The following is a 12,572-nucleotide window of genomic DNA, read 5'->3' as shown; positions in this document are numbered from 1 at the left end:
GGAATGAGCTTTTTTGCACACTTCGTAAGAAATTCTTCAGAAATACTTATCCTTTTCTTAAGGATTTCTGTCTTCTTTTGAAAGGTTTACCCGTTAGGATAGAGTGCAGAGAGAAAGGAGGCGGCACAAGTGGAGCTTACAGGGTATTACGAGCTATTCCGGGAGATGGTTACAGGCATGCTGGGAAAATTCATTCCTGATGAGATTACGGTCATGACCGTGGGGGCGCAGGTTGCCAATACAGGAGCGGACTTTTTTACAGCATATGCCGTCATATACCCCGTTTTTTTCATCGTTTCTTGCACGGGGTACTTGCTGGGAGCGAAGGCATTTGGCTGGATGGCCCGGAATCTGGGCTTTCGTGCTGATTTGCTGTATGCATTACGCGGGTCAATGGGCTGGCTGCTTGCTTTTGGTATCTTTCTCCCGATTATTCGTCATATCGTGCCGATCCTCGCCGGTGCTAGCCGAATGCCGTTTCGGCAGTTCCTCCTATTCTTTTTGCCGAGCAGTATCGTTTGGACCTTGCATTACTTTGTGGCAGGCTATTGGTTCTTCGATCAACTGGAAATAATGGTTGGGGGAGTTTATCAATATAGCAAAATTACGTTGACGATTGTTTGTTTCGCAGTGTTTTCGTTCCTCATGATTCGCCAATTGCAGCGTCTTGCTGAAATGAAAGAAGCGAGAACGAATAAGCAACCACCTGTTTCGTAATCGATACGAATTCCTAGAGTGCGGCGTCTACTATCCACGAGCTTTTTGGATGGGAGGTGCCTTTTTGTTATGTGGATGGATTGTCGTTATGTTCTGATGTTTTGAAAAGTTTGTAAAGAAGTAGTTTACAAATGGTAATAATGGGGTAGATTACCAAATGTCGTCGTGTTATAGATTTCCATTTTTTCAAACTGTGTGATTGGAGGCTTTTGCATGAGGAGCATAAAAAATGTGTTGGTAACCATTTTGGCTGCCATCACCATCGGTATTTTTATTCTTCAGCTAGTGTTTGGTTTTCTCCAGTTTGAGCAAATTATCTCGAATGAAGTAGAAGCAAAGCTACAAATGCAGGTAGCCAAAGAGGCGGCTTATCTGAATGGGATGCTGGACAAGACAGGCAAGCTCTCGGAAACACTCACTTATTCTGTCTCGCATGGCTCCAAGGAAACAATCAAGCAAATGGAAGGGACGCTGGTCGATGTCGTAGCATCTGAACCTTTGATTGTGGGTGGTGGATTTTGGATGGAGCCATACAGCTTCGACAGCTCGCAAAAGCTGTATGGCAGGTATGCTATCCGCAATAACGACAAGGTAGAGCTCGATCCGGCTTACAGTGACGGCAGCTATGATTATCTCGCACAGGATTGGTACAAGGCGGGGATGGTGGACAAACCATATGTGTGGACAGAGCCGTATGCCGACCCCATTTCCAAAGTTCCTATGGTTACAGCAATTGCGCCCATTAAAGTGGGAGGAAAGATCAGTGGTACGACGACATTGGATATCGGGCTTACGGAGCTTAACAAAAGCATCGAAAATCTGAAGGTTGGCGAAACAGGTTATGGTTTTATCGTTTCCAAGTCGGGTATTTACGTTTCTCATCGCGATGCACAAAAGAACTTGCAGGTGAAAATAACGGACGAGTCTGAAACGGGATTGCGGGATATTGCCAATCAAATAACAGAAGCAACCGCTACGGGTATGACGCAAGCAACCATGGCTGGACAAACGCAATATGTTACCTTCGCTCCAATCGGGGAAACAGGTATGACGCTAGCTACTGTCATGCCAGCAGCAGAGATTAACGGACCGATTACCCAATACTTTTACATCAGCCTGATTATTTTTGGTGTCTCCATCAGTATTTTCCTCGTGCTCTTGTATTGGTTTGTCAATCGACAGGTAGCACGTCCACTGTTGCAACTGAAAGCAAGCATCGTGAACTTGGTGGAGAAAAAGGATTTAACCCAGACGATCCCAATCCGGCGCAAGGATGAGATTGGCGACGTAGCGACAGCGGTGAATGCATTCATTACAGATCTGCACGGAATGATGCAAAATATTAACGGCTATACCGGTCAAGTAGGAACAGTCTCGGAAACCTCCGCGAAGAAGGCCCACGAAGCCCGACTTGCCTTTGGTCAGGTTGCCTCGTCGTTCCAAGAGGTAGCAACCGGCACGGAGAATCAACAGCATAGTGCCGAAGAAAGCGCCCGGGCTATGGAAGAGATGGCGATCGGTATTCAACGTATTGCCGAAGCTTCCTCCACGATGGCCGAGTCATCGAAACATATGGCAAACGAAGCAGTGGCGGGCAACCAATCCGTAGAAAAGGTGTCAGGACAGATGGATTCGATCAACCGATCTGTAAGCCATTCTGCCGATGTCGTTCGTTCGCTGGATAGCCGCTCAGCAGAAATCTCACAGATCGTGGAAGTAATCGCAAGCATCGCTTCCCAGACGAATCTTTTGGCACTCAATGCGGCGATTGAAGCTGCACGTGCAGGTGAACAGGGAAGAGGTTTCGCAGTGGTAGCAGATGAAGTGCGCAAGCTGGCAGAGCAGTCCAACGACTCGGCCAACCAAATCGCCAACCTGATTACCGAAATCCAACGGGAAACGACTTCAGCGGTACAAGCCATGGATGAGGGAACGCGAGAGGTCGAAGCTGGAATCCAGATCGCCCATGAGACAGGGGAAGCATTCCGCCGGATCATGGATTCTACCCAGGATGTAGCCGATCAGGTTCAGGAGATTTCCTCCGTTGCGGAGCAAATGTCAGCGGCAACGGAACAGGTGACGGCATCTATTTTGCAGTTGTCCTCGATTGCAAAGGAATCTGCCGAAAGTGCATCGAGTGTGGCCGCTTCAACGGAAGAGCAACGCATCTCGATGAACCAGCTCTCTACATCCGCAGAGCAGCTAAACCAGATGGCAAAGGAATTACAGCAAATGATCAACCGTTTCACCCTCTAACCACTTGTTTGTTTGCAAAAAAATGCAAAATGATGAACTGCTGCTGTCATGCGATGGGAGCAGTTCATTTATTGACAGAAAAATACAAGTCGGAATATAATGAATACTACACAAAGCAAACTAAAGCAATATTTTGCAAACAAAAAATCCGAGGCTGGTGGAACAGAATGCAAAACCATAAGTATGACGTTGTGGTGATTGGTGGTGGAGTAGTCGGTACAGCCATATTACGCGCCCTTTCGTTTTATCAACTGAGACTGCTTTTAATCGAGAAGCAGCCTGATGTTTGTGAAGGGACAAGCAAGGCGAACAGTGGGATTGTTCATACCGGGTTTGATGCAAAGCCAGGCACGGTTGAGGCAGAGTGCCTTCGCCGCTCCCGCAGCTTATGGCCGATGTTGGTTGAGAATCTGAGAATCCCCTTCCTTCCATGTGGCGCCGTCATGGTGGCGACAAACGAAGAAGAAAAGCAGATCATCGAAACCACCTATGTTCCCCATGCAAAGGCGAATGACGTAGATGTTCACTGGATGTCTGCTGAGGAGATTCTGGAGATGAATCCCGCTGTGACAAGCAACGTAACAGGCGGATTGGCAGTACCGGGTGAAGCGATCTGCGATCCATTCTGGGCCACCAGAGCCTTCGGAGAGATAGCAGTGCTAAACGGTGCGGAGGTTGTGCTAGGGCAAGGCGTCTCCCGCATCGAGACTGTACCGGATGGAGAGGACTTGCTCCTTACGCTGGAAAATGGTGAAACGGTCACGACCCGTTATGCGGTGAATGCGGCCGGATTATGGTCCGATGAAATTGCCCGGATGGTGGGAGATGAGAGCTTCTCGATTTCACCGCGTAAAGGCCAGTTTATCCTGACCGAAGAGGCGGTATCCATCTCCTCAATCATCTTGCCTGTTCCTACGAAAACCTCCAAGGGCGTGCTGGTTTCGCCAGTCGTGTTCGGCGGTTTTCTGCTTGGGCCAACGGCGGAGGATCAAGCAGACAAATGGGATCGTTCCACTTCACAGGCAGGCATGGAATCGGTACTGGCAGGCTGTGAGAAACTGGTTCCCGACTCTCGAAAGTTTTCTACGATTCGTCAGTTTGCCGGGGTCAGGGCAGTTTGCAGCGAGGGAGATTTTATCATCCGTCCATCCGCTGTACAGCCACGCATGATTCATGCCGCCGGGATTCGTTCCACCGGACTCTCTGCTTCTCCTGGCATCGCAGAGCTGGTAGCGGAAACTCTCCAGAAAGCCGGGCTTGAGCTGCAAGCAAACGAACAGGCACAGCATGCCCTGCCGGATCTTTTTTCAGAGGAGCAGGAAACAGGAGAAATCATTTGTCTGTGCCGCTCCATTACCCGGAGTGAGATCGTCCAATCCTTGAAGCGTCCCCTCACCCCGCAGACCATTGATGGAGTAAAGCGACGGACGGGCGCCACCTTAGGAGAATGCCAAGGAAACTGCTGTATTCCCAAAATCATCGATGTTATGGCCGAGACCTATCCTGAACACACCGGGAAGCAGCCTTTAAAAGGAGTAAGAAACTCTTATCTAGCTGTCGTACAAGGAGAGAAGCGGGCATGAGGTATGATTTGGTGATCATTGGAGCAGGAATCTCGGGATTGACGGCAGCCCTTTCAGCGTGGGAAGGAGGAGTCAGCTCTGTTCTGATGATCGATTACCAGAAGAGAAGAGGTGGCTTCACCTTACCGTATTGGAGCTCAGACGAGTTTGCTCCAGAACGGGAGCTTCTGGATAAAGCCGCGTCGCTTCCCTACGAGATTCACGAACAATCAACAGTCGTCGGTTTTTTCCCAGGCGGAAACGGTCAATTGCATCAGTTGTACGTCCAATCGCCGATGGGCACCTATTCTATTGAGGCAAAAAAGGTACTGATCGCCTCAGGCTCACTGGAAAAACCGCGTGAGGCGCATAAAATCCCGGGGACACGTCCGGCAGGAGTCATGACCCCGATGATGGCGATGCAGCTGATAGAGCGAGGATATCAGCCGGGGCGCAAGATTGTGTTGATCGAGAATGGCAGAATCTCTCGCAGTACAGCGACCCTTCTGGAAAAAGAGACGAGCAATCTGGTCAAATATGCTGAGTCAGATTGGGAGCTTACCTCTATCAAGGGATTGTCTCGGGTAGAAGGAGTACAACTGCGGAATCGGATGACGGACGAGATAGACGAAGTGGCGTGCGATACGCTCATTTTTGCAAAGGGTCGGGTGCCTTGCACGTTTTTCTTGAAAGGAACACCAATCGAGCGAGATCATACCGGTGCGATTATCGTAGATGCCACAGGGAAAACGAATCTGCCAGATATTTATGCAGCAGGAAGCTGTACCTGCCTTGGCGACGATGATCACACGAATTCGTTGGAATGGGCAAAAGAAACAGCCAAGCACCTCTTGTAAAACGAGCATCAGAAGGGAGAGTTTACGATGAAGCTATCCGACTCGTTTACGATTCAAGCAAGTAAAGCAGATGTATGGTCCGTCTTTATGGATGTTGAAAAGCTGTCAGGTTGCGTACCAGGCTGCAAAGAAGTAAAAATGAGCAGTCCCACCCGTTATGAAGCGAACATGGAAGTGAAGATACAGTTTATGACGATTCAATTCCGCGTGACGGGGGAATTAAAAGAAGCGGTAGACGGAGAAGCGCTGCAAGTGGAGATGACCGGACAACCGGTAGCGTTGGCAGGCGTTTTCCGCAATCAATTGCACCTTCAGCTAAAAGAGGAGCAGCCTGGAACCACACGAGTGCAATACGAGATGGATTTGCAAATGACAGGGCGACTGGCATCGTTAGGAGATATACTAATGAAGGGGACTGTGAAGAAAAAGGCAGAAGAATTTGCGACGAACGTCCAGACCCTGTTCCAGTCTAGTCAGGAGATTTACAATTAAGAGAAGATGGTGATCATCCATGCTACAAGAAGAAAGACAGCAGCTAATCCTGCAAATGCTACAAGAAAATCAATCCGTTCGTATTGCAGAGCTATGCAGCCGATTAACGGTGACACGCGAAACAATCAGGCGGGATTTGTATGAAATGGAGCAGCAAGGACTACTCAAGAAGGTGCATGGTGGCGCTATTCTGAATAAAACCAACGTGGAGCCTCCTTATGCCAAGCGGAGTGGATTAAACTTGGCGGAGAAGGAGGCGATTGCGGTCGCCGCAGCCTCCTTGGTGGAGGACGGCGACGCAATCTATATTGATTTGGGCACGACGACACAATTGTTCGCCAAACACCTTTATCATAAAAAGGGGATTACGGTGATAACCAATGCGCTATTGGTGGCATTGGAACTATCTCATCACCCGGATGCGAAGGTGATCATGAGTGGAGGTGAATTGCGCGCAGGGGATCTGGCCATGTCCGGTCCGATCGCCAGGAAAAGCCTCGAGGGCTTGTTTGTGGACAAAGCGTTTATTGGTGTGGGGGGATTGGCAGCAGAAACTGGTTTTACGGATTACCATGTGGGCGAGTCAGACATCAGGCAGTTGATGCTTACAAACGCCAAAGAAACATATGTACTGATTGATCATTCCAAAATAAATGTAACCGCTTTTATGAGGGTGGCAGAGCTATCCGACATCGACGTAGTCATTACAGATGAGGAACTACCCCAATCTCTTGCTGGGCGACTCGCTCAGGAAGGATTGCAAGTCATCGTTGCTAAGACATCCGTGTAAAGCAAATGGTGAGGGAGGCAATCCATGGTGAAACAATCGGTACAAGCAAATGATTCGCAAGATATGCAAACGTATCATTATAAGCAAGAATTGAGACGGACATTAAAACTGTTCAGTTCGTTTGCCGTCGCGTTTTCTTTTATTTCCATTACCACAGGCATTTTTAGCAATTATGGATTTGTGCTTAGTACAGCTGGGCCGGCTGGTATCTGGACCTGGCCGATTGTAACCATTGGGCATTTGTTAGTAGCCATTATTTTTGCAGAGCTGGCTGGACGAATTCCATTGAGCGGCTATTCCTATCAATGGGTGACACGTCTCGCTAACCCGGGGCTGGGTTGGTTTGCTGGCTGGATTGCCTTTTGCTTTCTCGTTATCGTAGTTCCAACCGTCGACTATGCGCTGGCTCCCATCATTGCCGAGATGTTTGGCTGGGATACAGGCTCCAAGACACTAGTCTGGATCGTGATTGGTACGCTAGTCGTACAAGCCTTATTAAACATTTTTGGAGTGAAGCTGGCTACTCGCATTAATGATATCGCCGTGTACACCGAAGTGATCGGTATGGTTGGGATCGTTGTGGTGCTGGGAGCAGTTGTGATGTACAACGGGGCAAATTGGAGCATGCTGACCGATATCGGTACGGCTGCGACTCAATCGGACGGCTCGTACCTAGGTGCTTTTATCATGGCTGCCCTGATGGGTTCCTTTACATTGGTAGGCTTCGAGGCTGCTGCGAATCTCTCCGAGGAGACGATCAATGCGAAGAAAACGGTGCCTCGTGCCATGATTTTATCCGTATTACTGAGTGGTGTGATTGGTTTCTTGCTGTTGATCGTGATTTCTGTTGCCATTACGGATCTGCCGACTGTACTCGGTGCAGCGAATCCGATTCCGTACATATTGCAAACAAGTCTTGGCTCCGCTGTATCCAGTTTCTTTCTGGTGCTTTGCCTCATTTCCATCTTCGCGTGCGGCTTGATCATCATGGCTTCCGCTTCCCGACTCATCTATGCGTTGTCACGCGACAATGTATTCTTCGCTTCCTCCGTCTTCAAGAAGGTATCACCTCAGACTTCCGTACCAACAAACGCCGTTTTACTCGTTTTAGTGCTAGGCATTCTCGCTGTATTATTCGCCGATTCCCTGACCCTTCTGGTAGGAGCCACCTCGGTACTGCCAGCCCTTCTCTATCTGACAACGATTGCTGCTTATGCATGGAAGCGCAAGGAACTGCCCAAATCGAAGTACTTTGACCTGGGCAAGTGGCGCACACCGCTCACTTTCCTTGCGATCGCATGGCTGATCTTTGAAATTGGCATCCTGACCATTCCGGAAAATTTCCATAGCGTAGCGATCGTGGCAGTTACCTTGCTGGCTATAGGTGTCATTTTGTATCATCTGCTGTTCCGCAAAGGGATTATGGAGGGCCGTATCGGCATAAAAGACAGAACATTCGGATTTGATGAAGAGAAAGAAGATCATTCCGCCTAGAATAATGAAAAAGGAGCCTGCAGTATGGAGAAGTATTTGCTGTCGATTGATCAGGGGACAACTGGGACCAAGGTGCTGCTGGTAAATCACCATGGACGGGTTGCTGCTGAAAGCTATCAGAAGCACACGCAATATTATCCACAGTCCGGATGGGTGGAGCATAACCCGGAGGAGATCTGGGAAAAGGTCTTGATGGGAGTGGCCGACGTGCTGCTCAAGGGACGTACCGAACCTGAGCAGGTGGAAGCGGTAGGCCTGGCCAATCAGGGGGAAACGGTCCTCTTCTGGGATTCGGTAAGCGGAGAGTCGCTTTATCCGGCTGTTGTCTGGTCCTGCCGTCGCTCCGATCAAATCGCAGAGCGTTGGAAGGCGGATGGCGAATGGGCACAGAAGGTGGCCGAGAAAACGGGACTTTTGATTGACCCGTATTTTTCTGCGACGAAAATCAGGTGGATGATGGAGGAAGTGCCCCTGGTGCAAGAAAAGATCCGACAGCGGCAGGCTTATTGCAGCACGCTTGACTCTTGGCTGATCTGGCAGATGACAGGAGGCGCCTCGTATGTAACGGATGCTTCCACTGCTGCCCGAACGCTGTTGTTTGCTCATCGGCAGGGGAAATGGGATAAGGAAATATTGCGGTATTTGGGAATAGAGGAAGACTGGCTGCCGCAGGTTCGTCCAACAGTTGGTTCTTTTGGTAGGACGAATCCGGATAAATTTTGCGGCATCCAAGCACCGATTCTTGTCAGTCAGGTGGATCAACCAGCGGCCCTTTACGGTCATCTCTGCATTGAGCCGGGTATGTCCAAATGTACGTATGGCACGGGCTGCTTCGCTTACATGAACGTCGGAAACGAGACGCCTGCTACGAACGGGAGCGGACTTTTGACGACGCTCGTCTGGAAACGCGGGGCGCAACATACTTATGCACTTGATGGCGCGATTTATGCGGCGGGGTCAGCCGTTGAATGGGGAAAAGAGCAGCTTGGGCTGTATCAGGATATAGAAGAACTGCAACGATGGTCGGAGCAGTGGTATGAAGAACTGCACAAGGGAGAAGCCCCAACCAACCTTTTATTTATCCCGGCATTGAATGGGATCGGCACACCGTACTGGAACTCGGAGGCGAGAGGGGTGTTTCTCGGACTCTCCCAGCATACTGACCGACCGCTACTGGCAAAAGCGATGCTGGAAGGGATCGCTCACCGTGTAGCGGATGTGTTTGTCACAATGGAACAGGCAGTCGGACAAAAGATTTCCGTTTTGCGGGTAGATGGCGGCTTGACGGATAATCCGTATTTAATGCAGTTTCAGGCAGACCTGCTGGGTGTTCCGGTGGAGGTGCCGCAGATCAATGAAACAACAGCGATGGGGATTGCGTTTCTACTCGGGGAAGCGTGCGGCTGGTGGTCGGTGAAAGAATTGGAAGCGCGAATGAAGGTAGGGCGTCGCTATGAACCGACACTTGATGAAGCAGTGAGGAATAGACTGCGTGGGCGTTGGAACAAGGCGGTTCACCTTCTGTTACAGGTAAGCGAAGGATAACGTAAAAAAAGCAACCAACTGCCAAAGCGAGCATAATGCTTTTGGCGGATTGGTTGCTTTTTTTACTTCTTCAACTCGAACGCAGGCTCCCAGCCAAAGCTGTCAAACCACTGCTTTCGTCTAAAGTTCGAGAGAGCTTGTCTCACATAAGGAATGACGTTCGGGGGTAATTTATCCATGTCCACCCATACGAGCTCATCGCATTTATTCGGCTCGGCATTGATAATTTCTCCGCGCCATTTTGTGGCGGCGACAAAAAAATCGATGCGCTCATCATTGGAGCGGCGATGCATGACGCCTACGATCTCCAAGCTCGCTGGATCGATGTCAATTCCGCATTCTTCTTTAGCCTCGCGGATCGCGGCAGTCTTTACTTCTTCATTCCCGTCCAGATGTCCAGCGGGAACACTGTAATTGCCGTCTTCGTAGCCGGTATTGTAGCGGCGTAATAACAAGACCTGCGCATCCTTCACCAGGAAAAGGTGAACGGCTACCTGCATCGAGAAGCGCTCTTTTTGCATGCGAATTCTCCTCTATTAATGATATTCTTCCGGGCGATGATTCTCGGCAGCTTGTCTACGGCGTTCCATTCTGTTTTTTTTCAAAATCGGAGAGCTGGTCAAGGCAAAGAGCAGCATACCAATTCCAGCAACACCTAAAACGATCCCGATAGTAAGATACAGCCAATTCATTGAAAAAGACCTCCTTAATTCATGCAAAGCGAACATGATTATGAATGGGAACTATGCTATAATGGCACAGTGTGTTTTTACCTGATTCTCGGTAGTAATTTCTAGAAAACGCAGGGAGGATTTTGCGAGATGACTCAGCAAACGTCTGTTGATCAGCTATCCATTAATACCATCCGCACGCTGGCGATTGATGCCATCGAGAAGGCGAATTCCGGTCACCCGGGAATGCCGATGGGTGCAGCTCCTATGGCACATGTACTGTGGAGCCGCTTTATGAAAGTAAATCCGAGCAATCCAAAATGGATTGACCGTGACCGTTTTGTCCTCTCAGCTGGACATGGCTCTATGCTATTATACTCGATGTTGCATCTGATGAAATACGATGTTTCACTGGAAGACCTACATAACTTCCGTCAATGGGGCAGCAAAACGCCTGGTCACCCTGAGTTTGGACACACGGCGGGTGTCGACGCGACAACGGGTCCTTTGGGACAAGGGATCGCGATGGCTGTCGGTATGGCGATGGCGGAAAAGCACATGGCAGCTGTTTACAACCGCGACAATTTTGACATCGTTGACCATTACACATACGTAATCTGCGGCGACGGTGACCTGATGGAGGGTGTATCCAGCGAGGCTTCTTCTCTGGCTGCTCACCTGAAACTGGGCAAAATGATCGTGCTCTACGATTCGAACGATATCTCTCTGGATGGCGAGCTTTCCCGTTCCTTCTCTGAAAACGTAGCGGGTCGCTACCAAGCGTATGGTTGGCAATACATTCGCGTAGAAGACGGCAATGATCTGGCTGCTATTGACGCGGCTATCGCAGAAGCGAAAAAAGATTTGGATCGTCCTACCTTGATTGAAGTAAAAACCGTCATTGGATACGGAAGCCCGAACAAAGGCGGCTCCAGCTCTTCTCACGGCGCTCCGCTTGGAAAAGACGAAGTGAAGCTGACAAAAGCAAACTACGAGTGGCACCATGAAAGTGAGTTCCACGTACCACAAGAAGTGACTGATTTCTATGCTGGCTTGGCTGACGCTGGAGAAAAAGCAGAAGCTGCTTGGCGTGACCTGTTTGCTGCATACGCAAAAGCGTATCCGGAACTGGCACTGCAATTTACGACTGCACAAGAAGGCCATCTGCCTACTGGTTGGGACAACCATATGCCAACGTATGAAGCTGGTGCGAAGCTGGCGACACGCGTTGCTTCCGGTAATGCGATCAATGCATTGGCAAACAGCGTTCCATTCTTCCTAGGCGGATCTGCTGACTTGGCACATTCCAACAACACAGTGATTAAAGAAGCGGGCAACTTCCTGCCAGGTTCTTACGATGGCCGTAACATTTGGTTTGGTGTTCGCGAATTCGCGATGGGTGCAGCCCTCAACGGTATGGCTCTCCACGGTGGCGTTAAAGTATACGGCGGTACATTCTTCGTGTTCTCCGACTACGTGCGTCCGGCGATTCGCCTTTCTGCACTGATGAAGCAGCCAGTTGTCTACGTATTTACACATGACTCGATCGCAGTTGGTGAAGACGGACCGACGCATGAGCCGATTGAACAACTCGCTTCTCTGCGTGCGATGCCAGGCTTGACCATTCTTCGTCCGTCTGATGCAGTGGAGACGAACGAGGCTTGGAAATATGCTGTATCTCGTACAGATGAGCCAGTCGTTCTGGTACTGACTCGTCAAAACCTGCCAGTTTTGCCTGAGACCTTGGAGAAAGCGGCAGAAGGCGTGAGCAAAGGTGCGTATGTTCTAGCAGACGCGCCAAGCGGCAACCCGCAGCTCATCCTGTTGGCAACGGGTTCTGAGGTATCCCTCGTGATGCAGGCGCGTGAGCAACTCCTCGCGAAAGGTATTGAAACACGCGTTGTTTCCATGCCGAGCTGGAACCTGTTCGAGCGTCAACCGAAAGAGTATCGCGACACTGTGATTCCACCGGCTGTAAAAGCACGCGTGGCAGTAGAAATGGGCTCTCCAATGGGGTGGGAGCGTTACGCTGGCGATAGCGGTACAGTCATCGCAATCGATCAGTTTGGCGCATCTGCACCAGGTGAGCGAATCATGAAGGAATACGGCTTCACGGTAGAAAACGTTGTGGCTGAAGCAGAAAAGCTGCTGAAATAAATCATAAACCTTTAGGAAAAAGCCTATCTTC

The 12,572-nt window shown here is 49.8% G+C and carries 11 protein-coding genes; 9 read left to right on the top strand and 2 right to left on the bottom strand.

Going from position 1 to position 12,572, the window contains the following annotated elements:
• Nucleotides 1-129: 129 nt before the first annotated feature.
• The 8 genes from ASG16_RS17300 (at nucleotide 130) to ASG16_RS17265 (ending at nucleotide 9,713) form a co-directional block, all read left to right on the top strand.
• Nucleotides 130-717 (top strand): DedA family protein, encoded by a 588-nt coding sequence (locus ASG16_RS17300; protein WP_056489611.1) that lies wholly within the window; start codon nucleotides 130-132, stop codon nucleotides 715-717.
• A gap of 213 nt (nucleotides 718-930) precedes the next feature.
• Nucleotides 931-2,973 carry a methyl-accepting chemotaxis protein gene (locus ASG16_RS17295; protein WP_056489609.1) on the top strand — a complete coding sequence of 681 codons (2,043 nt, stop codon included), beginning with the start codon at nucleotides 931-933 and terminating at the stop codon, nucleotides 2,971-2,973.
• A 167-nt stretch (nucleotides 2,974-3,140) separates the two neighbouring features.
• Complete coding sequence (locus tag ASG16_RS17290; protein WP_056489607.1) at nucleotides 3,141-4,556, top strand: NAD(P)/FAD-dependent oxidoreductase; 1,416 nt, start codon at nucleotides 3,141-3,143, stop codon at nucleotides 4,554-4,556.
• Nucleotides 4,553-5,392 carry an NAD(P)/FAD-dependent oxidoreductase gene (locus ASG16_RS17285; RefSeq protein WP_056489605.1) on the top strand — a complete coding sequence of 280 codons (840 nt, stop codon included), beginning with the start codon at nucleotides 4,553-4,555 and terminating at the stop codon, nucleotides 5,390-5,392. Before ASG16_RS17290 ends, ASG16_RS17285 begins: the two co-directional genes overlap by 4 nt.
• 27 nt (nucleotides 5,393-5,419) lie before the next feature.
• On the top strand, nucleotides 5,420-5,884 hold the full coding sequence (locus tag ASG16_RS17280) for an SRPBCC family protein (RefSeq protein WP_056489603.1): 465 nt from the start codon (nucleotides 5,420-5,422) through the stop codon (nucleotides 5,882-5,884).
• A 19-nt stretch (nucleotides 5,885-5,903) separates the two neighbouring features.
• The gene (locus ASG16_RS17275; protein ID WP_056489601.1) at nucleotides 5,904-6,674 is read left to right on the top strand and encodes a DeoR/GlpR family DNA-binding transcription regulator; all 771 of its coding nucleotides are present in this window, start codon (nucleotides 5,904-5,906) and stop codon (nucleotides 6,672-6,674) included.
• A 24-nt stretch (nucleotides 6,675-6,698) separates the two neighbouring features.
• Entirely contained in the window at nucleotides 6,699-8,168 is a 1,470-nt protein-coding gene (locus ASG16_RS17270; protein ID WP_056489600.1) for an APC family permease, read from the top strand.
• A 24-nt stretch (nucleotides 8,169-8,192) separates the two neighbouring features.
• A complete protein-coding gene (locus tag ASG16_RS17265) occupies nucleotides 8,193-9,713 on the top strand; it encodes an FGGY family carbohydrate kinase (protein ID WP_056489598.1) in 1,521 nt (506 codons plus the stop codon).
• 62 nt (nucleotides 9,714-9,775) lie between these two features.
• Here the strand turns inward: ASG16_RS17265 and ASG16_RS17260 are convergent, their stop codons facing one another.
• Together ASG16_RS17260 and ASG16_RS17255 are read right to left on the bottom strand one after the other, a co-directional pair.
• Nucleotides 9,776-10,234: an NUDIX hydrolase gene (locus tag ASG16_RS17260; RefSeq protein ID WP_056489595.1), complete on the bottom strand. Its 459-nt coding sequence runs from the start codon at nucleotides 10,232-10,234 to the stop codon at nucleotides 9,776-9,778.
• A gap of 15 nt (nucleotides 10,235-10,249) precedes the next feature.
• Nucleotides 10,250-10,405 (bottom strand): hypothetical protein, encoded by a 156-nt coding sequence (locus tag ASG16_RS17255; protein ID WP_235617525.1) that lies wholly within the window; start codon nucleotides 10,403-10,405, stop codon nucleotides 10,250-10,252.
• Between the two features lie 129 nt (nucleotides 10,406-10,534).
• Between ASG16_RS17255 and tkt the strand changes: the two genes are divergently transcribed.
• The gene (gene tkt / locus ASG16_RS17250; protein ID WP_056489593.1) at nucleotides 10,535-12,541 is read left to right on the top strand and encodes a transketolase; all 2,007 of its coding nucleotides are present in this window, start codon (nucleotides 10,535-10,537) and stop codon (nucleotides 12,539-12,541) included.
• The last annotated feature ends 31 nt before the right edge of the window (nucleotides 12,542-12,572 follow it).

Source organism: Brevibacillus sp. Leaf182 (assembly GCF_001423865.2).
In the GTDB taxonomy this organism is placed as follows: domain Bacteria; phylum Bacillota; class Bacilli; order Brevibacillales; family Brevibacillaceae; genus Brevibacillus; species Brevibacillus brevis_C.
The sequence above is the reverse complement of the archived record's forward strand: the minus strand, read 5'-3'. Positions and strand labels throughout refer to the sequence as shown.

What these genes read in the sequence shown, in the direction of transcription:
- ASG16_RS17295 (WP_056489609.1), top strand. Translation starts at nt 931, where the DNA reads ATGAGGAGCATAAAAAATGTGTTGGTAACCATTTTGGCTGCCATCACC.
- ASG16_RS17290 (WP_056489607.1), top strand. Translation starts at nt 3,141, where the DNA reads ATGCAAAACCATAAGTATGACGTTGTGGTGATTGGTGGTGGAGTAGTC.
- ASG16_RS17285 (WP_056489605.1), top strand. Translation starts at nt 4,553, where the DNA reads ATGAGGTATGATTTGGTGATCATTGGAGCAGGAATCTCGGGATTGACG.
- ASG16_RS17280 (WP_056489603.1), top strand. Translation starts at nt 5,420, where the DNA reads ATGAAGCTATCCGACTCGTTTACGATTCAAGCAAGTAAAGCAGATGTA.
- ASG16_RS17275 (WP_056489601.1), top strand. Translation starts at nt 5,904, where the DNA reads ATGCTACAAGAAGAAAGACAGCAGCTAATCCTGCAAATGCTACAAGAA.
- ASG16_RS17270 (WP_056489600.1), top strand. Translation starts at nt 6,699, where the DNA reads ATGGTGAAACAATCGGTACAAGCAAATGATTCGCAAGATATGCAAACG.
- ASG16_RS17265 (WP_056489598.1), top strand. Translation starts at nt 8,193, where the DNA reads ATGGAGAAGTATTTGCTGTCGATTGATCAGGGGACAACTGGGACCAAG.
- ASG16_RS17260 (WP_056489595.1), bottom strand. Translation starts at nt 10,234, where the DNA reads ATGCAAAAAGAGCGCTTCTCGATGCAGGTAGCCGTTCACCTTTTCCTG.
- ASG16_RS17255 (WP_235617525.1), bottom strand. Translation starts at nt 10,405, where the DNA reads ATGAATTGGCTGTATCTTACTATCGGGATCGTTTTAGGTGTTGCTGGA.
- tkt (WP_056489593.1), top strand. Translation starts at nt 10,535, where the DNA reads ATGACTCAGCAAACGTCTGTTGATCAGCTATCCATTAATACCATCCGC.